The organism is Porifericola rhodea, from assembly GCF_030506305.1.
Lineage (GTDB): Bacteria > Bacteroidota > Bacteroidia > Cytophagales > Cyclobacteriaceae > Catalinimonas > Catalinimonas rhodea.
The window spans coordinates 924,810-947,485 of the sequence record NZ_CP119421.1; the positions used below are offsets into that span (position 1 = coordinate 924,810).

Sequence of the window (22,676 nt, forward strand, 5' to 3'; positions counted from 1 at the left end):
ACACCCAGTGTTACAGCATTTTACAAGTGTAGTTGCTATTCTTCAGGCATTATACGTCCTGCGAGTCATAAACCTGTACTTTCTTCCATAGAGAAGCACATTCATCAATAAATTTATGGTGGAGCGGGTGGTCCTGATAAGCATCATGCTCTTCTACACTATTAAATGAAATTAGTAGTGATACATCATATGAGTCGTCTATGACATCGCGCTTAGGCGTTTTAGCCGGTACTCCTACATTCACTTTTTTCTGAGGGTCAATCTCACGCAGCCCTTTTACTCCCTTAATAAGACGATTCAAGTCTTCTTCGGAAGAAGGATTGTTAAGCCAGAAAAATACATGATGTAGTAGTTCAGATGAGTTTTCCATAATAAAATTTATAGGTTTGAATAGTAATTGTTTTGCTTTTGATGGCTAGCGCTGGTGCCATTTGCCCTCTGCCAGTATGCTAAACTGTCCGCTCAATACTACTTTATCTTCCAGAAGCTCGCAGTTAAACCTTCCTCCTCTTTTGCTCAACTGATGGCCAACCATAAGTCGCTTGCCTAACCTTTGTGCCCAGAAAGGAGCCAGAGCGGCATGAGAAGAGCCTGTAGCAGGGTCTTCCAGTTGCTGTACGTGAGGCACCAGTGTTCTACTTACAAAATCTACCTCATTGCCAGGAGCTGTAACAGCATATCCAAAAGCTGCTGACTCACGAAGTTTAGCAAAGTCGGGCTTCATATTATACAGTGCCTCTTCATTGTCTACTAATACAATATTCTTGTTGGGAGTGACATAGTAGCCTTTCACGGCTATTCCCAAACCCTCTTCCAGCACATCGGGAGCCTCCTCCTCGGATAGGACAGGTATTTCGTCCAGCGTAATCGCGCAGCTACCCTCATCTTTAAGTTCACCTTCCAGCTGCCCTTCCTGAAAATGCAGGACTACAGCTCCCTTTAAAGCACGGTATTGAGAAAGGTATACGATAGCTGCCAGCGAGCCATGCCCACAAAGATTAATTTCCGCATCCGGAGCAAACCAGCGTACATGGTACTTCTGATCTTCGGTCTGCCATAGAAAAGTAGTGGCCGGTTGGTTAAAGTCAGCCGCTATCGCCTGCATACTATTTTCGTCTAGCACCTTATCTAGCCACACAACAGTGGAGGTATTACCTTTATACCCCCTATCAGGATCATTAAAAACTTCTATCAGAGAGAATGAGCTTTCCATAGCTATTGATTTACAGTTTAAAAAGTTACTTCTTCAAATCTAAAGGAAATTGTAAGACTGAAAACCCGTGTTCTTAAAAAATCTTCAGGATACCAGTGAATTTATATCATAGGCTGGGCTAGTATTTGATCAATGTTAATGCACGCATGAGGCTGTATTCCTGCTGGTTTTTATAAGCTGTTAAGCAATCCACAAAAGTATATACCAGTCATTTCTATAATCATCAAATCTACATTACTCGTGAGAATGAGATTAAATACTGGCATGTGTTTATTTTAGTATGCCTGGCGCAGTATATAAGCAATAAAGTACAAAAGAGTTAGAAGGGGTTTGTACCTCAACAAAAAAGCCTCATAATTTGGTATTATGAGGCTTTAAGCACTGTTTTCAATAAATTATTTTGATCCCAAATATGTGTCAGCCCCAAAGGCAAACACATCTGAAGACGTACGTGCATTCTGGATAATCTCGTTCATTTCCGCAATAAGTTCTGGATGTTGTTCAGCCACATTGTTTTCTTCACCTATATCTTCTGCCAGGTTATAAAGTTCCAGAGGGCTGTCAGGGTTTTTAAGCACGCCATAACGTACGGCTTTCCAGTCACCTTTACGTACTGCTATGCGTCCCCCCTTTTCGTGAAACTCCCAGTACAAGTATTCGTGTCGCTGCTGACCATCTTTACCCAAAAGAGTAGGTAGCATAGAGATACCATCAATATTCTTTTCTACCGGTATTTCTGCTACTTCAGCAAAAGTGGGGTACAAATCCCAAAAAGCAGAAATATGATCACTCTCACTACCGGCAGCAATTTTAGAAGGCCAGCGGGCTATAGTAGGTACCCGAATACCTCCTTCGTACAGGTCGCGTTTGAAGCCTTTTAGAGGACCATTGCTATTGAAATATTCAGGATCGGCACCACCCTCCTGGTGCGGCCCATTGTCGCTGGAGAATACTACCAAGGTATTGTCATCTATGCCCAGTTCTTTTAATTTAGCCATGATCTCACCTACCTGATCGTCCAGCACATTAACCATCGCAGCAAAAGCAGCATGCGTTTCTTCCTGCGACTCATAGGGTCCTAGGCGATATTCCGGACCTTCGTCATATCCCTCATATGATTTTTCTGGCTCCAATTTACCTCTATACTTTTCCATATAAGCCTCAGGAGCAGCTAACTCTGCATGAGGAATGATAGAAGGCACATACAGAAAGAAGCTAGTATCTTTATTCTGTTCAATAAAACTAAGCGTTTCTTTATGGATCAGATCGGGAGCATAAGTACCTTTGGCGGTGTCGGCATTCGCCTCCAGCATTACCCTCTCTTCATTATCCCACAGATGATAAGGGTAATAGTTATGCCCTAGCCGCTGACAGTTGTAGCCATAAAAGCGATCAAAGCCCTGGTTGAGGGGATCTCCTTCAGAGGCAGGATACCCCAGCCCCCACTTGCCAAAAGCTCCGGTAACATAGCCATGTTCCTTTAACAATTCAGGTAGTGTACGTACGCTATCCGCCAGAGGATGCTGACCTTCGGGTTTTACTTCTTTATTCCCACGAATATAGGTGTGTCCGGTATGCAGACCAGTCATGATAACAGAGCGGGAGGGAGCGCATACGGTGCTTCCAGAATAGTGTTGGGTAAACAGCATGCCTTCCTTAGCAAGTTGGTCAATATTGGGTGTCTGAAAATGTGTTTGCCCATACACACTCAGATCGCCATAGCCCAGGTCATCTGCCAGAATAAATACAATATTTGGCTTTCTTTTTTCAGGGTTGCTGGCCTCTTCTTTCTGCGGGCCAGAGCAGGAGAAGCATAAGGCTAAAACAAATGCACATAATACAAGACTTGTGCGGATTTCCATTGTCTAATGATTTAGGTTGTTGGTAGTTGCAGATTTAAAACTTTCAAGTTAAAAGATTAATTGCAGGCAAACAATAAAAAACCGGCGCTTTGGCCGGTTGTTTCTTTACTTAAAATTTAACTACGCTTTTGCTCACTATTGGGCATTGTCATAGTAGAAGCGTTCGTGTACGATCTTATCTCCTTCCCATTGCTGTACGGCTACCTGCTCCATATTAACACGTGGTCCGCCTTTAAAAGTAACATCCATCGCTACCTCAATAAAAACTACGCCTTTGTCTTCATCAGCGGCAATGCTTTTAATTTCCTGCCCGTGAAAAGCTTCTACACTGTTTAGAAACTGAACTTCATAGTCACGGCAGCTACTCTTACCTTCGCGAGTGCCGCGTGGTTCGGTCATTACTACATTTTCTGCATAATACTTGTCAAAACCTTCCAGAAGTTGGCCCTGGCCAATCATGTTGTACAGGTCTTGTGCTTTCTCTTTGTAACTCATGGTATTAAGGGTTTAAAAAAAAATAGTTGTATATACATGTATTTACTGCTTTTATCAAACTTTGTTTAGAAAGTGATATTAAATCTGAATGAATTTTATACTGGCAAAAAGAAAAGCTCCCCTATCTTTACTACCATATGACCGTAGACCCTTAGGTAGGTTAGCTATAACTTATTCTATAAATTTATAATAGTTTGCCAGGCTAACTAAACATATTAGACTGGTAATTTTTTGATTGCTATATGGAGCAAACTAGACACGAAAGTAAAGTTTTACTATTAGGTGATGCCCGTCTGTACGAAAAGTCCAGAATACTTGAAGAAAAAGACTTACCACTTATACAGTCTGTGGTGCAGGAACTACAGGAAGTGCTTTTTGAGTTTAAAGCAAAATACGGCGCTTTTCGCGCCATAGCGGCGCCCCAGTTAGGTTACCAGATTCGTTTGATTTATATGCACATTGACAAGCCTGTGGTCATTATTAACCCGATATTTAGCTATCTGAGTGAAGAAAAGTTTGAAGTTTGGGACGACTGTATGTGCTTTCCGAACCTGCTGGTAAAAGTAGCCAGACACCGACATTGTGTGATGGATTATTACAATGATAGTTTCGAAGCTCAACAGATAAAAGCAAAAGACAGTATAGCAGAACTTCTCCAGCATGAATATGATCATCTGGAAGGCATATTAGCTACTCAGAGAGCAATAGATACACAGGCCTACCGCTGGAGAAATACATATGGCTAAAGCTTTAAAAGCAAGGCTCCCTGAGCTTGAGGGGCACACTATTTATATTTTTTCAAACATTTTAAGTTCAACCTTATTCCTAAAAGTATGGAAAATTTAACTTTTAAAAACGGAGATAAAATGCCCGCCATAGGGCTTGGAACCTGGAAGTCTGATCCGGGTGATGTATACAATGCGGTAATTGCGGCTATTAAAAGTGGTTATCGCCATATTGACTGCGCTGCTATTTATGGTAATGAGCCTGAAGTAGGTAAAGCGCTACAGCAAGTATTTAATGACGGAATTGTAAAACGTGAGGAGCTTTGGATTACCTCCAAGCTATGGAACAACTCTCACCGACAGGAGGAGGTACTTCCCGCACTTAAAAAAACGCTGGAAGACTTACAGCTAGAGTACGTAGACCTATATCTGGTACACTGGCCGGTAGCTCTGAAAAACGAAGTAGGGCTGGGTTTCCCTGATGGAGCAGATAAATTTCTGAGCCTGGATGAAGTACCTCTTACTGAAACGTGGAAGGGTATGGAGCAGGCTAATCAAGAAGGTCTGGCTAAGCACATTGGTGTGTCTAACTTTAGCAAGAAGAAGATTCAGGATCTGGTTAAAGCATGCACCATAAAGCCAGAGATGAATCAGGTAGAGATGCACCCTTACCTTCAGCAGAAGGAGCTGGTCTCTTTTTGCGAAAGCGAAGGTATTCATATGACGGCTTATTCTCCTCTAGGTTCTGGTGATCGCCCTGCACGTTCTAAAAAAGAAGATGCTCCTGTACTGATGGAAGACAAAACTATCCACAGTATTGCTAAAAAGCATGGCTGTTCTGCAGCACAGGTGCTTATCAGCTGGGCTGTTAATAGAGGCACTGCTGTTATTCCTAAGTCTGTAAACCCTGAGCGTATACAGCAGAATATAGACTCTGCAAAAATCAATTTAAGTGAAGAGGACCTGCAAACTATCGCAGATCTGGATAAGCATTACCGTTTTATAGATGGTGCATTCTGGGCGATGGAAGACAACTCGTACACTTTGGAAAGCCTGTGGAATGAGTAAAACTGAGCTTTAAAGAATTTTAAAGCTGAGAAATTGTTTCTCAGCTTTTTTTATGTGCTTATTTATTTTAATGTTGGTCAATGGCTACCGGCATAGCTTTCTCTTTTTCCACTCTGTTTATCACCCACTCACCTATTTTAAGCCCTTGAGCAGTACCGTTTTCGTTAGCATCACGATAATGAATACCACCATATAACCTGGATACAGCCGCTTCCTTAGCTGCGGTTATAAATGAAGGAAAATCTCGTGCAGGTATGCCATAGCTTACCTCCACATCATCCGTAAAACTAAAATTATCACCAAAATAGTGAGTAAGAATTACTGCTGCTGCACCAGATATGGTGGAGTGCCCACTGGTGTATTCAGGGAACGGTGGCGTTTGTAAGAGAGGCTCCCATGTAGGATCTATATATTTACGAATTGCTGTTTCCGGACGAATACGATTACTACGGTATTTCTCGTCCCAACAGGAGATGAATGCATCCATTAAGCCTACTGCCACTACAGTATGTATTTTCACTGCTTCACTAAAGCTTTTGCCGGCTTTGTCGCAGGCAATACCTGTGATCCCGATCCAATGAGCTCCAGGCGATATTTTTTTTAGGCCTACCATCAGGTGGCCACTCTTTTCCATTGCGAAAGGATTACAATCCCAGAAGGAAGCAATTTTTCTATGCTCTAGTGGAAGCTCCTTACCCTCTTCGTATACTTCCATCAGCATTTTGAAGTATGGCGAATTTTTGTCTTCGCTAAAAGCTACAGGCGGAGCTGGCTTAAACTGACTGGCAGAATCCAATGTGAGCGTACGAACGGTATTAAAGTGGGGCTCAACTGCCGCAAAATAAGCCGGAGGTGTAGGATACCAATACCCTTTTCCTTCTACAGGCGTGTATTTAGGAAAGTTACTAATCTTATTGTACCCATCTTCAGAAACATATGCCAGTAACTGTTTACTTACCTCCTCGCCATATTTTTTTGACTGTAGGATTATTTCTTCTGTATATCCAAGCTCCAGGCAAGAGTCCAGAAACTGTTGTTCAAAGTCCAGAATCATGCTACCAGAAGGCTGTACTTTACTAGCAGTATGCATCATGGCTAAGATCGCACTTAGCGAGGGAGAATAGTTAGCAGCCTCAGGAGCGATGATTTTTGGAAACACATTAAGGGTGCCATGCATGCTATTCAGACTGGTATCGTGCTGCGCCATTACTTCGTATGCGGAGAGGTTGATGTAGGCAAAAAAGCGAGCTGCCAGCGGTGGGTTAGTTACATCATGAACCATAACTTCAGTAACCTTAGTCATAAGTTTGCTGATGTCTGCATTACTAAACTGCGGCAGGTCTTCCGGTTTAGGGCTACAGCCCAACATCAGCAGAGCTACACTTAGTAGTTGTACCATTAAACTTTTCTTCATATCTACTTCAGTTGATAGGCTTTTAGTTCATTCTGGTTCATTCCAAAAAGTAGCGTATTATCTAGCTTAACAATGCTTCTCATATCTCCTTTTAGGTCAAAGCCAGATTCTTGTTGAGGTATATAAGAAAAATTACCCTTTCCATCATTCTGTAGCAACATGCCATAGTTAGCATTACACCTGCCGAAGCGTAATCGCGCATTACTAATGTTGCCACCAAGTAGTAAATCTTTGTGTCCATCATTATTGTAGTCTAAAGTACTGATGGCAAATACTGGAGAAGCTTGTACCACTTCGGGCAAAGCTTTGGAAATAAATTTACCATCATTGCCCATTTCAAAAAGGGAAGTTCTCAGTTCATTAGCTTTGAGTTGATTTACCCCTTCTAACTCTTCTTCGGTAAAAATATCATTTAGCTGTGCGTCTGCATAACTTTTATAGTCGGGAAAACGAGTTCTAAGCATAGTGATCTGATCTAAAAATTCGTCTCTGGTTACTGCCGGATAGCTTTTACCTTGTATATAAAAACAAAAAACAGGATCTACAGAGCCATTATTGTCAAAGTCCTTGTAAAACAGTTCGGCAGGCTGACTATCACTTGCTTTGCATTGGGTGTTAAGCCCCATATTGCCCAATACTAACTCTACTTTACCATCCGCATTCAGGTCTTCTACAAGAAGCTTGTTCCACCATCCGCTATACTCCTTGTTAAAATAGCTGGATGTATTTTCTATTAATGCACCATCTTTATAGCTGTATACCTGTATTGGCATCCACTCTCCTATCACTATTAGTTCGTCCTGTTCATCGGCATCCAGGTCTACCCAGGCGGCATCGGTAACCATACCCAGTGAACTAAGTTGGGGAGCTGTCTGTGCCGAAGCGTCTTTAAATTTGCCTGATCCGTCGTTAATAAGGATATAACTTTTTGGGGTTTCCGGATAGCGACCAGGGATAACCCTTCCTCCTACAAAAATGTCCGGGCTTCCATCTTTATCAAGATCGGTAATTCTCGCACAACTGCTACTACTCAGCATATCCGGTAGCGCATCTGCTGCTTTGGTAAAGCCTCCACTACCGTTATTAAGGTACAATCTGTCCTGAAGAGCTTTATCTTCCGGCATAAAATTGTTGTACCCACCGCTACATACGTACAGGTCCAAAGCGCCATCTGCATTCGCATCAAAGAAGACTGCGTCTACATCTTCGCTAAATTTATCTTCTTCAAATGCCGGGCCAGGTGTTTTGATAAACTTGCCTGACGCCTGCTGTAAGTAAACAGCTGCTACCTGACCACTGCTCCCCCCCACAAAAATATCAACCAGACCATCGCTGTTTACATCTCCTTTAATCAGGCAAGGGCCAGAAAAAGAAAGCGGATTTACCATTAGTGGCTGCCTCTTAAAGTCGTTGATTTTGTTTCTTTGATGACTAAAAGAAAGTGGAGGTTGTACTTCTTTCGCTATAGCCTGAGTATTATGCTTATAAGCATGTTGCTGTGTTGCATGCTGTTCTCTTAAAACAATTCGCTGATTAGCTCTGACTGTGTCTAATACCTGCTTACTTCCACCTGGCCATATGACGCTTACAGAATCAATCTTGTCTTTATGCCCTAAGCCAAAATGTAAAACCGGAGAGACGCTGGACTGGTAGCCACGAGAAGGGATCTGCTCCAGTGACTGTGTTTCGCCCTGGGCATATAACATTACCTTTGCACCTATTCCGAAGGGGTTTTTACGTGCTCCCTCCAGCTTTACCTGAAGATAATGGTGGTCCGATAAACGGTTTGATTCATTTTGAAATACGAATGCAGCTTTGTTGATATTGTTAACTACCAAATCCAAATCTCCATCATTATCCAGATCCGTATAAGCTGCACCATTGCTATTGGAGGGAATTCGCATCCCCCAGGAAGTAGTTTTGTCAGAGAAAGTATTAACGGCACTTTGGCCCCCTTCATTTTTATAAATGTAGTTGACCACATTGGATGAAGGCATCTGATACACCAACTCCAGAATATCTTTTCGCATAAGGTTTCCTTCCCTACGCTTAAGATAGTCTCCCATATACTTCATAAAGTCCATATTGGTGAAGTCTCTGACATATCCATTAGTTACAAAGAGATCTTTCCATCCATCATTATCATAATCTGCCAGAAGTGCAGCCCAACTCCAATCGGTATTTGACACACCCGACATTTGCCCCACTTCGCTAAAAGAAGGTTGGCGGCTGTTTACATAACCATTATTGATGTGCAGCATATTCCGCATATACTGATAATAAAAACCTACTCTGAGGTTTAAGTCAAACAGCTCATAATTATCCGGTGCAAAAAGTAACTTTTGTCTTCTATTATCTTCGGGCAGCATATCCAGCGTATAAATATCGTGCAGACCATCGTTATTGACATCCGCAATGTCGTTGCCCATAGAAAAGTGCGAGGTATAGCTTAGCTGCGACTGTATCTGATCCGTAAACCCACCCTTCTGATTATTAATATAAAGAAAGTCGGGTATAGAGTAGTCATTAGAAATATAGATATCAGGCCAGCCGTCATTATTTATATCAGAAACACCTACGCCCAATCCATAAGAGAGAGATGTACTCAGAATACCAGCCTGGCCCGTTACATCTGTAAAGTGGGGTTGCTGCCCTCCTTCATTTCTAAACAGGCGGGGACCATTGGTAGCATCTTCTTTACTGAGCAAGTCCGCTGTGGAGGCTTCATCTAACACGGGCAAAGGAAATGGACTGTGATTTAGCAAAAACATATCCAGGTCACCATCCAGGTCATAGTCAAAAAAGGAGGCTTGGGTACTGGTAGAGGCACTTGCCAGGCCATACTCTTCGGCCATTTCTTTAAAAGATGGAATCCCTAGTGAGTCCGTTCCCTGATTGATAAACAGCTGATTTTTCCGGTTTTCGGGCTTCACATTGCCAGAATAGCACACATAAATATCCAGCCAGCCATCAGCATTAACATCTGCCATGCTCACTCCAGTTTTCCATGGGGCTTTTTTACCACTTACTCCAGCTACTTCAGTAATATCCTGAAAAGTAACGGTCTCGCTACCTTCAGCTAGTCCCTCATTTAGATATAGTTTATTGGAGACCATATTAGCTGAGAAATAAATATCTTCCCACCCATCGTTATTAACATCGCCTACAGCTACACCCCCTCCATTATAAAAATACTCATAGGCCATTACGTTAGTATTTAACCCTTCGGTAAGCTGATTATTAAAGTCTATGTTCGTTTGTTGTGGGGAGAGAAGCGAAAACAATGGAGGCTCAGAGGAGGTGTTGTTTTCATTGACCTGCCTTTGTTTTTCGGGGGTATTGTTATCGCAAGCCGGGCTAACCATAGCCAATACAGCTAAGAGGCATAGCCGATAGATTAGGTTGTGTGTAGTACGAATCAATTTAATGAAACTTTAGAGGTGCCTTTAAACAGAAAATCTATGCTAGTATTTTACAACTAGCATAGATTTTAAAAAAGTTCAAAGTGATTAGCTGATTAATATCCTGGATTTTGGACCAATGCCTCGTTTCGGTTCATTTCATCGCGAGAGATAGGTAAGAAATACATCTTATCCAGCCACTGGCGATTTTCTATACCGGGATCTATCTGCTGAACAGTATACTCATAGTTGTATTTTTCGGGATCGTACTTGTATAGACTTACGCTCTCACCCGGTTTAAGAGTACCTTCTATACTAATAATTTCAACTTGCTGTCCTATAGTTTCGTCCGCGATCATCCAGCGACGGGCATCATGGTAGCGATGCTCTTCAAACACTAGCTCTACTCTTCTTTCGTTTCTATATTCTTCCATTAGCTCGTCACCAGAAGAAGTAATAGCTGGCATACCTGCACGGAAACGGATTTTGTTTAACCAGGCTCTAGCCTCAGCCTCTTCTCCTAATTCAATACAAGCTTCTACATAGTTTAATATGGCCTCAGTGTAACGCAGAATAGGCCACGGAACCTCCTGCCAGGTGTTCTGGTCTACTATGTCTGGATCTTTATTAATAAACTTGTGCATATAATAGCCAGTACGCGTACCGTTCCAGTCTTCCACTGAGCTTTGACGAGTATCCAATCCAAAGAAAGTAACTACTTCACCATCCTGCACAATCTCGTAAGAGCCTGTCTGAATCTGGTTAGCAGGATCTTTAGCAGCTACATCAGCTGTACGAGGTTTCCAGTCTGCACCATCGTACAAAATTGAAGCATAAAAGCGAGGATCCCTGTTTTCGTAAGGGTTGTTTGCATGATCAGGATTGCTCCAGTCAAACTCACTTCCATCCATCATTTGATAATCGTCCACTAAGTTTTGAGTAGGGGTATTTCCTGCCCAGTTATGGTATCCGTTAGGGCCATTATATAAACCTATTCTTCCGCCATTTTCTTGCTTTTGATTCACGAAGTAGCGAGCCATAATAAGTTCATCTTCTCCCCCCTCTTGCGCTAAAGAAATATTTTCATAATTCTGCTCTCCTTCTTCCGGCGATACAGGCTCCATTAAATCTGTTTTATATCCACTACCTCTATCCAATACTGCTTTAGCTGCATCTTTTGCTGCCTGCCAACGCGACATTTGATCACCGCTTGTATAGCCCAGAAGTTCCTGATTAGAGAAACCACTTATAGTACTTGACTGTGCAGAAGCAGTAGGTATATGATGAAGGTCACTTGCCGCATATAACAATACACGAGCTTTTAGTGCCATTGCAGCTTCTACACTTGCTCTCCCTGCTTCCATATTCATACCTTCTAATAGCTCTGCTGCGGAATTCAGGTCTGATACAATAAAATCAACGCAGTCTTCAAAGGAGCTCCGAGGCAAGGAGTAACTTTCTTCATCTAATTCATAAACTCTATCAACAATAGGAAATCCTCCAAAATAACGAAGAATCTGATGATAATAGTAGGCTCTCATAAAATGAGCCTCACCTCTAAGGCGCGTGGCAAGCTCTGTATTTTCAAACTGAGGCGTTTCCAGATTGCTTAAAGCTACGTTAGCCGCTCTGATATACCTATACATATCATCCCAGTCAATCGTATTATTGATCCACCCCCTATCAGCAGGGTTTGAACGAGACTCAGTGATTGTATTGATACCTCTTCCAGGGTGTGTGAATAAAGCTTCGTCTGTAAGAGAAGCAAGCATTTGCTCATCAAACCCACCATTGCCAAAGCCTGAATATATATTCGTAACAAAGGCTTCAGATAAACCGCCATCAACCCAGGTATCTTCAGCAGGTACCAGATCTAGCGGTTTAGTGTTTACAAAATCATCATTACAGCTCGTAGCTACCGCCAGAGATGCAAAGAGCGTGATGTATATATATTTAATTTTGTTCATTTCTTTGCTTTGATTTATGCTTAAAATGTAACAGTAGCACCTAAGTTGATGATGCGTGACTGAGGGTAATACTGTCCAGACTGACTTCCAGACTCTGGATCTAACACTTTGAGTTTATCAATCGTAAACAGGTTTAGTCCGTTAGCATATACCCTCATGTTACCAATACCCACTCTTTCCAGAATACCCTGAGGAAGGTTGTAACCAACTTCAAAGTTTTTCAGACGAAGGTAATCCGCATCTCTTAACCAGTAGGTATTGTTGGTAGAGTACCACTGATTGTTTCTGTCGGCAATTCTCGGATGCACACTGCTAGGATTGTCTATCTGCCAGCGATTTTCGTAAGTATCCAGCAGGTAGTTTCCTATACTTCCAGATTCAGTAATTACAAATAGTTTTGCTCCTGTAGCACCTTGAAATAATACTGTCAGGTCAAAATTCTTATAGTTGGCGCTTAGGTTAATCCCTCCCTGGAAAGTAGGGTTAGAAGTAAAGTCCGTTCTGATCTGATCATCTGGAGTAATTTTACCATCAGGCACTCCATCCGGCCCATAAATATCCTTGTATTTCATATCACCGGGCCGCAGTGTATTAGTTAGCGCGCTATAATCTATAGTATTTGCATCTATTTCTTCCTGAGAAGCAAATACTCCATCGTATTCATACAGTTGATATGTATACATTGGGCGACCTGTAGTTCTTTGCCAGGCCGGAGCGCCAGGAGCTTCATCCCAGAAGAGAATCTCGTTCTGTGCATAGCCTCCATTTACACTCGCACTGAAGCTTAAGTCACCGATTTCACCATTATAACCTACATTAAAATCGTACCCCTGGTTTTTAACTTCGCCAACATTTTGCGGTGGCAGCGTCATACCTGTAGACTGAGGTACAGAGCCGTATGTAGGCCAAAGAATATTTGTACGCTTATTTATGAAATAATCAAATTCAAAGAAGATTCTACCTTCCAGCATCTGACCTTCTACCCCAAAGTTAGCGTTGTTAGCTACCTCCCATGTTATACTTTGATTTGGCACCCAAGTCTCATATAATGTTTTTACGGGTTGTCCACCTATAATATAGCTATCAAAGCCATAAGTAGAAAGGTATCTATATTCCTGTAATGGTTCATCTCCATCAATATTACCATTGCTGTTAGCATCATAATAAATACGGTCATTACCCATCTGCCCCCACGAACCTCGTATTTTGAAGAAGTCCATAAAGCTTATATTATCTTTCCAGAAGTTTTCTTCTGAAACAACCCAGCCAGCTAGCACACCAGGAAAAAATCCATAACGGGTATCTTCAGGAAACATATAAGACCCATCAAACCTCCACAAGAATTCAGCAAGATATTTTTCCTGATAGTTGTAGGCTACACGACCGAAATAGTTTAGACGTGCACGCTCCCAGGCACTTCCACCATTGTCTTTTTGCTCATCTCCTCCAGCAAATAGCTGGTCAATTGCATCAGAGATAAAGAAACGGCGGTAAGCGTTAAACCCACTATACTCAATAGTCTCTCTATTAACACCCGCGAGAAGAGTTACATTATGTTCTCCAAATGTTTTTGTATAATTAGCCGTAGCGCCTAAAAGTATGTTAAGCTGGTCTTCGTTCCCCTGGCTCAGATTGGGCTCGGCCGGTCCTCTAGCACCTTTTACTAGTAGAGGGTCTCCATCGTCACCGTAGGTAACTCCGTCCCAGGTGTATAAGAACCAGGGGGTGTTCCATCTTTTGGTTTGGCGGATGCGCTTATCAACCGCAGCTGTAGCTGTTACTTTTAATCCTTCTACACCTGGTATAGATATCTCCAATGAGCCATTCGTCTGGATATAGTTCTGAGTATCTTCATCATAGCCGGTTTGGTTGGTGGTTACTACAACAGGGTTGGTTCCGTTTTCAATATCCGGCCCAGGCAAACCATTAGGCCAGTAAGCAGGTGAAGTAGGTATTCCTCTCATCTGCATTCTGAATATCTGCCCTGCAGAAACAGTAGGATAAAAACGATTCTCCTGACGCCCTAGAATACCAATAGAGGTTTTGATGTACTCATTAATATTTCCATCCAGGTTGATTCGGATATCATACTGCTTGTAGCCGGTGGCTGCATCTTTGTAAAAAGCATCCTGATTTTGGTACCCTAACGAGGCCAGATACCTAAAATCTTCTGTACCACCAGAAAGCTGCAAATTATGCTGCACCTGAGGAGACCAGTTCTTTAGTGTGGCATCGTACCAGTCGGTATTAGGGTGCCCCCAGGGGTCGGAACCATTTCTAAATAACTCAAAGTCTTCAGGAGTGTAGGGCGCCTCTACTACCGAACCATTAGCACGTGTGTAGCTTCCTTCTGAGTCAAACGCAGCCTGAGCTGCTCCCCACTCTTCTACGGGCAAGTTAAAAATCTCCAGCTCATTTCTCATCTCTGCAAACTGAGATGCATTCGCCAGATCAGGAACTCGTGTAGGTTGTGCCCAACCTTGATTGACAGAATAGGAAAGCTCTGGCTTACCACTTTTACCACGCTTTGTAGTAATTAAGATTACTCCATTTGCCGCACGTGCTCCATAAATTGCAGCAGATGCATCCTTAAGAACTGATACACTTTCTATGTCGGCAGGATTTAACCTTTCAAAACCTCCAGCTCTGGCAGGTACACCATCAATTACAATCAAAGCATCATTATTACCTAAAGTATTTGAGCCTCTGATACGAATAGCAGAACCATCAGCGCCAGGTTCACCACTTCTGTTTATGGCAAATACCCCGGGTATACGTCCTGCCAAAGAGTTTGAAAGGTTAACTGTAGGAGACTTAGTCAGTTCCTGACCTTCAACTGCGGCCACCGAACCAGTTACTGTTACTTTCTTCTGCTCGCCGTAGCCTACAACTACCACCTCAGAGAGAGATTGTATATCGGGCATCAGCGCCATATCAATCGTAGTACGGCCGTTTATTTCTTCTTCTACAGTTTCGTAGCCTACAGAAGAGAAAACCAGAGTGGTAGTTTCATCTGGAACACTTAGATTATAGTTACCATCTACATCAGTAATGGTTCCTATGGTAGTACCTTTAGCTAGAATGTTAACTCCTGGTAGCCCTGAACCATCGTCAGCATCGGTTACTGTACCAGAGATGTTTTTTTCCATGGCTTTTACCTGATGAGGTAGAGCTTCGGTAGAGCTTAACCAGGGCTGAGCATCTTTCTTATGACGAGGATCTGCTTGCTGAGCTTCTCCCTGCTGAGGCGCAGTACGCTGTATTTTATCTACCTTAGATTTTTCTCGATAAATCACATAATACTTTTCTCCTGTCTTACGGTATTGCAAGTCAAGGGGAGAAAGATAGCCTTCTAAGATATCGTCTACAGAACCTTTCGCATTGTTTTCAGAAACTTCTACTTTCTGATCTTCTACCAATGTGATATCATAGGTAAAATATACTTTGTACTCTGATTGTAAATGCTCCAATACGCTTTTGAGCGTTCGCTTATTCTTATCCTGTGCTTTGCCACTATCTTTTTCAGTCAGATAGTTATTGGTAAGATTACCGGCAACAGCTTGTTGCTGGGGCAGTATTACGTAGCTCAGACTATAGACTATAGCCAGTAAGCACGCTAACTGCACACGAAACGGTAGTTTTTTCTTCATAACATGAGTAGTTTAATTTGCGTGTGAAAAAATTGTGATTGTTATCTTAGTATTATTCGGTTGTCTTCTTTTTCAGACCGCACATTGAGCATAAGTTCTAAGGTTTCCAGTACCAGCTCCAGATTATCTGTAGGTAAGGTAGCTTTCACCTTTTTTTCAGCCACCTGCCTGGAAGCAAAGTCCACTTCCAATCCATAGTAGTTTTTAATAAGTACAGCCAGTTCAGAAAGAGGCTGTCCATCTAGTATCATTTGATGGTTTTGCCAGGCTTTTACTTTAGTAAGATTAGCATTAGTTTTATCTATCAATTGAGTCTCGGCAGAATAAGCAACCATATCTCCAGGTTCCATTCTCAGCCTTTCTCCACCTGTCATTTTCAGGTCTACAATACCTTCATCCAGCACTACTTCTACTTTGCCTGCCCGATTGTTAACATTAAAAATGGTACCTACTACCTCTACATCAATATCCTCCAGATGAACTATAAATTTGACCGCCTCTTTTGCATTACCAGCGGTATGTCTGTTTACTTTAAAAAATGCTTCTCCGTCCAGCCATACATTTCTTTCTCCTTTTTCCTGCCAGTTTTCGGAAAATCTTAAACTGGAATTAGCATTGAGCATTACTTCAGACCCATCTGGTAGTTTTAGCTGCATGGTTTCCCCATAGGTAGTAGTAAACTTTTGCTCTCCCTGGTAAAAAAAATATATTCCCAAACTTACGCTCAGCAATAATGCTACGGAAGCAGCTATGGAATACCAAGAACGAAAAGTATGTACTTTAGATGGCGCTGTATCAGCGCTTTTATTTTTTTTCAAGCTTGCCTCAATTCGTTCGCGAGTTGCTTGCATTCGCTCAAAAGGCCATACGTCTTTCTCGTAACGATTAGCCTCCAGCAGAAGACGTGCTTCGTTAATAACCGACTGTTTTTCTGGGTGCAGCTGTATCCAGGTTTGCCAGAAATCTGTGGCTTCTGCATTCTGGGTGAGCACCCACTGCTGAAAATGCTCATCGGCAGCGAAATCTAATGCTGAGTAGTCGTTGTAGGTCATGCTTGCTCTAGTATATTAGTATAGAGCAGCTTTGCTATAAAATTTGACCAAGAAATCAGAAAAAATTTATAACTATTTCACTACCGTTAACATACTATTGCTATTATTAACAATTTTATAAAAAACAACACATATTAATAACAATTTAACCGAAAGTTACAGGTAAAAAATACAACAGCATAATTTAAATAAGGTATTGTACTTGAGCGAAAGAGGTCTTGATGAACTGGCATGTAAGGATTTTCTAAGCTGACTCAAAGACTTATAAACCATCGTATAGAGTGCAGCTTTGTCTAGTTTCATAATTTCTGCTACTTCTTCGTAGCTGTAATTCTCATAAAACTTAAGATAGATAGCTTCTTTCTGGCGGGGGGAAAGTTGTTGCAGCGCATGCTTTAGTTTTTGCTCCTGTTCAGCAAATGTTTCCTCGGCAATTTGAATAGTTTCTTTAGAAAGCTCAATATCAAAAAGTGCTAACTCCTTTTCTACAGTAAAGGAGGAGTTTCGCTGACTATCTTTTAGTTTACTTAAAAGCTCTCTGCGAAACGACTGAAAAAGATATGCTTTAGTATTCTTAATAGATTTAAGGCTCTCTGGCTTCTTAAGTAGTTTTACAAATACATCATGTATACTATCTTCTATTAGTGTTATGTTCGGAGTAATTTTGCGTCCGTAATTATAGAGCATAGGGCCAAACTCTACGTACACCTCTTCCCATTGTAGTGGGAGCGTGTTTGCGTTATCTCTTTTCCCCATAGGTTTGGTAAATCTAGGTTGTTGTAATAGTTGTCTTAGTAGCTTAATCAAGTCAAGCTAAAAGTAATTTGTACAAATTCAAAGGAGCTTACCTTAAAACTCATATATAATTGGGTAAAATGTATGGCTTTACTCTTAGCACAACGGTTCTGCTATATTAAGTACAGATAAGCATAGGCCTAATTGTAGCTTAAAACATAAGCTACTAACAATATTATTTGGAGAAATTTTAAAAATTTTTTAAGTTCACTTCTAAGTCACATGGCTTTACTAAGATTAAGTACGGGCACTAAGTCCCCCTATTCAGCATTAGCCCTTCTACCATAGTCAGCACTTTATTATTTTCCTGTATAATCAACCTAAACTATAATGCTATGGTTAAGCGCATATTAAAATTTCTCCTGTTAACCGTTGTAAGTCTCTTAATTATCATTTTGGCCTTTTACGCTTTTGTATCCTGGGACTTTGCTCAGCGGGCAAACCAATCCTACTCCTATGAGGCCCATGCACCCGAAGTAGTATATGATTCTACCAACCTGGTGTTGGGTAAACACCTGGCTATTATCAAAGGATGTACTGACTGCCATGGGCAGGACCTTGGAGGCAAAGTAATGATAGATGACCCGGCTCTCGGACGACTTGTTCCCTCTAACCTTACCAGAGGTGAAGGCGGAATCGGAGCCCAATATAGTTTGCAAGATTGGGTAAGAGCCCTTCGTCATGGAGTTGGCCCCGACCAGAAGCCCCTGCTTTTTATGCCAGCCCATGAAACTGCCAACATGACTGATAGAGATATGTCCGCTTTGCTCGCCTACTGCACGCAAGTTGCCGCAGTAGATCAGCAACTACCACAGCTAGAGATAAGACCTATAGGAAAGCTTCTTAACTTTTTTGGAAAAATGCATATGTTTCCGGTAGAAATGATTGACCATGACTTTCTCCCACCCGCTGATATGGACAAAAGTGTATCCCCAGCATTCGGGGAATACCTTGCCGTTAGTTGTACCGGCTGCCATTACAGTAATTTCAAGGGTGGCAGTCCGCAAATCCCTAACTCTCCTCCTGTGGCGGATATTACTTCCAGTGGTAATCTGGCCCGGTGGTCAGAAAGGGATTTTATACAGGCCCTTCGTACCGGACAAACACCCGAAGGTAAGCATATGCAAAATGAGTTTATGCCCTGGCAAATGACAAAAGAATTTACTGATGAAGAACTAAAATCTCTCTACATATTCCTTAAAAACCAACCCTAATTAGTGAAATTATCATAGTAACTCACATAAAAACCCATATAACCAATAGTCTTTTTATATTTTTCATACACTACAACCTTTATCAAAATTATTGGTTACAGTAGGAGTGAACATAACACATTATTTTTTAATCGTATGCCCGAAACAATGGAACCAGAGATCTCAGAGATTTCTTACTCAAAAAATACAGACTATAAAACCTGGCCCGGAAAGCCTTATCCATTAGGAGCTACCTATGATGGTCAGGGAGTAAATTTTGCTCTTTTTAGTGAAAATGCCTCCGCAGTATATCTTTGCCTGTTTGACAACTCTTCTGATAAAGAAGAGCATGCCTGCATTAAGCTTACAGAGCAGACAGACCACGTATGGCACATCTACATACCAGATATGCAGCCGGGTCAGCTCTATGGTTATCGGGTAGATGGACCTTATGATCCGCAAAATGGCGTGCGCTTTAACCAACATAAACTGTTAATAGACCCCTATGCTAAAGCTATTAACGGAAAAATAGAGTGGAGCAGCGCTATCTTTGGCTACCCCATTAGCTCCGAAGAAGAAGACCGTGACCTGATCATGGACACTGAAAACAGTGCGGCAGGTATGAATAAATCTATAGTTATTGACTCTGGATTTGATTGGGAAGGTATAGAAAAGCCCAATACGCCACTGCACAAAACTATTATTTATGAGGTACACGTAAAAGGCTTTACCGCCCAACACCCGGATATAGATCCAGAGCTTAGAGGCACATACAAGGGTATGGCTCAACCCCAGGTAATTGAATACTTTAAGCAATTGGGGGTTACTGCTATTGAGCTACTACCCATACACCATTTTGTAAACGATAAAGACCTGGACGACAAAGGGCTGAGTAACTACTGGGGTTATAATAGTATTGGCTTTTTTGCTCCTTACTCAGAATATTCTTCATCTGGCAATATGGGTGAGCAGGTGATAGAGTTTAAAGAGATGATTAAAGCTTACCATCAGGCTGGTATTGAAGTAATACTGGATGTAGTATACAACCATACGGCAGAAGGCAACCACTATGGCCCTACTCTATGCTTTAAGGGTATAGACAATGCTGCGTACTATCGCCTGGTAGAAGATAATCGTCGCTATTATATGGATTATACGGGTACTGGTAACAGCCTTAATATGCTGAATGCTCGTTCACTACAGCTAGTAATGGATAGCCTACGATACTGGGTAACTGAGATGCAGATAGATGGCTTCCGGTTTGACCTGGCCTCTACACTTGCAAGAGGCTTACACGCAGTAGGTAAGCTGTCTACCTTTTTGGATACGATCCATCAGGACCCTATTGTTTCGCAGGTAAAGCTGATCGCAGAACCCTGGGACGTAGGTGAAGGAGGTTATCAGGTGGGTAATTTTCCGGTACAGTGGGGTGAGTGGAATGGTAAGTATCGTGATAGTGTACGCCGCTTCTGGAAGGGAGATGAAAGCCAAGTAGGTGAGTTAGCTAACCGACTTAGCGGAAGTAGCGATTTGTATGAGTCTACCGGAAGAAAACCTACAGCCAGCATCAACTTTATAACTGCGCACGATGGTTTTACCCTTCACGATTTGGTGAGTTATAACGAAAAACATAATGAAGCTAACCAGGAGGGTAACAATGATGGAGAGTCTCATAACCTGAGCTGGAACTGTGGAGTAGAAGGTCCTACTGATGATCCGGATATTATTGAGCTGAGAGAGAGGCAGAAGCGTAACTTTATGTCTACTCTTATCTTTAGCCAGGGTATACCCATGATTAGTATGGGAGATGAATATGGCCGTACTCAGCATGGTAATAACAATGTCTATTGCCAAGACAATGAAATTAGCTGGTTTAACTGGAACTGGGACGAGAAACATCAGGCTTTTTATGAGTTTACCCGTCGCCTAATAGAGATCCGTACCAGCTCACCTATTATGCGTAGGAGAAGGTTTTTTCTGGGTAGAAAAGTGCATGGCTCTGGCGTTAAAGACATACGGTGGTTACGTACCGACGGTAAAGATATGACGAAGAAAGACTGGAACTCCTCGTACGTACGATGCCTGGGAATGCAGCTAAACGGTAAGGCTATGGAAGAATATGATGAAAGAGGTAACCAAATTAGTGATGGCGTGTACCTATTGCTGGTCAACAGTTACTGGGAAGATGTGCCCTTTACATTTCCTAAACGTCTGAGAAATGCCCACTGGGATGTACTCGTAGATTCTTACCAACCAGAACGTATGGAAGAAGATAAGCTGGTTTCAGAAGAACTAACCCTACACTCTCGTTCTCTTTATTTGTTGAAGAAAGTAGATCGCAGAAAGAAAAAACACAAGCACAAATAGCAGGTGTAAGCTATTATGAAGGTCTCTGGCTAGGTTTCCATCAAGCCAGAGGCTTTATTCGTTTTTAGATAACGCGCTTCTTTCCATACTTGCCAAAACCTTTGCCAAGCTTAAGTACGTATATAATAATAGACATAAGCATTTTTTTAGATCAGTCATTTTTTTATTTCAACACAGACTGACGCCCAGACTACTCAATACATCAAAACTAAGCCACGTTCTGCCGTGGAAGAACCTCAAAAGTTCTTTTGATTCATATTTATTGATACCAACTTTGTCAGATGAATGAAAAAAGAACCATTGTAATAACCTGTGCCCCCCATATCAGTCAGATTTTGGCCGAAGAGGTAAAAGCATTAGGCTATCCCGTAAAAGCAAGTAGTATATTAGAGGTAACCACCGAAGGCAGCTTAAAAGATTGCATGTACCTTAATTTGCATTTGCGTACAGCACACCGCGTTTTGTACCAAATTAAGCGTTTTCGTTCTGCCAATGCCGATCAGCTTTACCGGCAATTGAGAACCATAGCGTGGAAAGATTACATCCCTGCCAGCTCATATTTTAGCGTGAGTTCCTTCGTCAAAAATCCAAGTATACGCGATACCCGTTTTGCTAACCTGAAAGTAAAAGATGCTATAGTAGATCATTTGCAGGACCGTTACGGTAAGCGACCCGACAGTGGCCCACGCCAAGATCAGATTGTAGTTTTTCTGCACTGGAAAGATCGTGAAGCAGGTATCTTTCTGGATACTTCTGGTGAGAGTATTGCTCGTCATAGCTATCGTAAAGTAACTGTAGAAGCCCCTATGCAAGAGGCCCTGGCTGCTGCTATTGTTAAATCTACAAAGTGGAATGTTGAGCTTCCGTTTGTTAACCCTATGTGTGGTAGCGGTACGCTAGCTATAGAGGCGGCTCTGCTTAAGGTAAATAAAGCGCCAGGCTTGCTAAGAACTAACTTTGCCTTTATGCATTTAAAAACATTTGACCAGAAAGTATGGGAAGATATGCGCTTTGAGGCTTCAAAGACTTTTAAAAAGTCTATTAATGCTTATACAAACCAGCTTCCTAGCATTATTGCAACGGATCGCGACCCTCAGGCGATTATGGCAGCACGACAAAATGCAGCTAAAGCAGGTGTAGCCGGCCTAATTCGTTTTGAGATCTCAGAATTTAGTGAGACTGAACTTCCTCCTGCCCCAGATGAGCAAGATGGAAAAGCAGTGGTAGTTATCAACCCGCCTTATGGAGAAAGGCTGGGCGAAGAACAACAGTTAGCAGAGCTGTATAAAGAGATGGGAGACTTTTTTAAGCAGAAATGTGCTGGCTACCAGGGTTACATTTTTACCGGCAATCTCAACTTATCCAAGCAAGTTGGGCTTAGAACTCGCCGACGTATGGAATTTCTGAATGGGAAGATTGATTCCAGGCTTTTGGAATACGAATTGTATACTGGAAAAAGGTGAGGCTACATTAT

General features: G+C 42.0%; 15 protein-coding genes. 5 read left to right on the top strand and 10 right to left on the bottom strand.

Translation table 11 applies throughout. The annotated features are described in order from the left end of the window. Window positions 1-49: 49 nt before the first annotated feature. From PZB74_RS03910 to PZB74_RS03925, 4 genes are all read right to left on the bottom strand, one after another. Complete coding sequence (locus PZB74_RS03910; protein ID WP_302240953.1) at window positions 50-370, bottom strand: Dabb family protein; 321 nt, start codon at window positions 368-370, stop codon at window positions 50-52. Between the two features lie 45 nt (window positions 371-415). Beyond that, window positions 416-1,213: a PhzF family phenazine biosynthesis protein gene (locus tag PZB74_RS03915; protein ID WP_302240954.1), complete on the bottom strand. Its 798-nt coding sequence runs from the start codon at window positions 1,211-1,213 to the stop codon at window positions 416-418. Window positions 1,214-1,608: 395 nt separating this feature from the next. Beyond that, entirely contained in the window at window positions 1,609-3,075 is a 1,467-nt protein-coding gene (locus PZB74_RS03920; protein WP_302240955.1) for an arylsulfatase, read from the bottom strand. Window positions 3,076-3,210: 135 nt separating this feature from the next. Continuing rightward, complete coding sequence (locus PZB74_RS03925; RefSeq protein ID WP_302240956.1) at window positions 3,211-3,570, bottom strand: nuclear transport factor 2 family protein; 360 nt, start codon at window positions 3,568-3,570, stop codon at window positions 3,211-3,213. 242 nt (window positions 3,571-3,812) lie between these two features. Between PZB74_RS03925 and PZB74_RS03930 the strand changes: the two genes are divergently transcribed. Beyond that, complete coding sequence (locus PZB74_RS03930) at window positions 3,813-4,316, top strand: peptide deformylase (RefSeq protein WP_302240958.1); 504 nt, start codon at window positions 3,813-3,815, stop codon at window positions 4,314-4,316. 87 nt (window positions 4,317-4,403) lie between these two features. Further along, window positions 4,404-5,363: an aldo/keto reductase gene (locus tag PZB74_RS03935; RefSeq protein ID WP_302240960.1), complete on the top strand. Its 960-nt coding sequence runs from the start codon at window positions 4,404-4,406 to the stop codon at window positions 5,361-5,363. Between the two features lie 67 nt (window positions 5,364-5,430). Here PZB74_RS03935 and PZB74_RS03940 read toward each other — a convergent pair whose 3' ends face one another. The 6 genes from PZB74_RS03940 to PZB74_RS03965 form a co-directional block, all read right to left on the bottom strand. Next, a complete protein-coding gene (locus PZB74_RS03940) occupies window positions 5,431-6,777 on the bottom strand; it encodes a vanadium-dependent haloperoxidase (protein WP_302240962.1) in 1,347 nt (448 codons plus the stop codon). Between the two features lie 2 nt (window positions 6,778-6,779). Next, complete coding sequence (locus PZB74_RS03945; RefSeq protein ID WP_302242746.1) at window positions 6,780-10,142, bottom strand: VCBS repeat-containing protein; 3,363 nt, start codon at window positions 10,140-10,142, stop codon at window positions 6,780-6,782. A gap of 152 nt (window positions 10,143-10,294) precedes the next feature. Beyond that, the gene (locus PZB74_RS03950) at window positions 10,295-12,145 is read right to left on the bottom strand and encodes a RagB/SusD family nutrient uptake outer membrane protein (protein WP_302240963.1); all 1,851 of its coding nucleotides are present in this window, start codon (window positions 12,143-12,145) and stop codon (window positions 10,295-10,297) included. A gap of 20 nt (window positions 12,146-12,165) precedes the next feature. After that, a complete protein-coding gene (locus PZB74_RS03955; RefSeq protein WP_302242747.1) occupies window positions 12,166-15,294 on the bottom strand; it encodes a SusC/RagA family TonB-linked outer membrane protein in 3,129 nt (1,042 codons plus the stop codon). A 542-nt stretch (window positions 15,295-15,836) separates the two neighbouring features. Continuing rightward, window positions 15,837-16,847 (bottom strand): FecR family protein, encoded by a 1,011-nt coding sequence (locus PZB74_RS03960; protein WP_302240965.1) that lies wholly within the window; start codon window positions 16,845-16,847, stop codon window positions 15,837-15,839. Between the two features lie 156 nt (window positions 16,848-17,003). Beyond that, on the bottom strand, window positions 17,004-17,603 hold the full coding sequence (locus PZB74_RS03965) for an RNA polymerase sigma factor (protein ID WP_302240968.1): 600 nt from the start codon (window positions 17,601-17,603) through the stop codon (window positions 17,004-17,006). A gap of 374 nt (window positions 17,604-17,977) precedes the next feature. Here PZB74_RS03965 and PZB74_RS03970 point away from each other — a divergent pair, with 374 nt between their 5' ends. The 3 genes from PZB74_RS03970 (at window position 17,978) to PZB74_RS03980 (ending at window position 22,665) form a co-directional block, all read left to right on the top strand. After that, on the top strand, window positions 17,978-18,856 hold the full coding sequence (locus tag PZB74_RS03970; protein WP_302240970.1) for a c-type cytochrome: 879 nt from the start codon (window positions 17,978-17,980) through the stop codon (window positions 18,854-18,856). Window positions 18,857-18,991: 135 nt separating this feature from the next. Further along, window positions 18,992-21,202: a glycogen debranching protein GlgX gene (gene glgX, locus PZB74_RS03975; RefSeq protein ID WP_302240972.1), complete on the top strand. Its 2,211-nt coding sequence runs from the start codon at window positions 18,992-18,994 to the stop codon at window positions 21,200-21,202. Between the two features lie 281 nt (window positions 21,203-21,483). Then, window positions 21,484-22,665, top strand: a complete 1,182-nt coding sequence (locus PZB74_RS03980; RefSeq protein WP_302240974.1) for a THUMP domain-containing class I SAM-dependent RNA methyltransferase — start codon at window positions 21,484-21,486, stop codon at window positions 22,663-22,665. Window positions 22,666-22,676 lie beyond the last annotated feature (11 nt).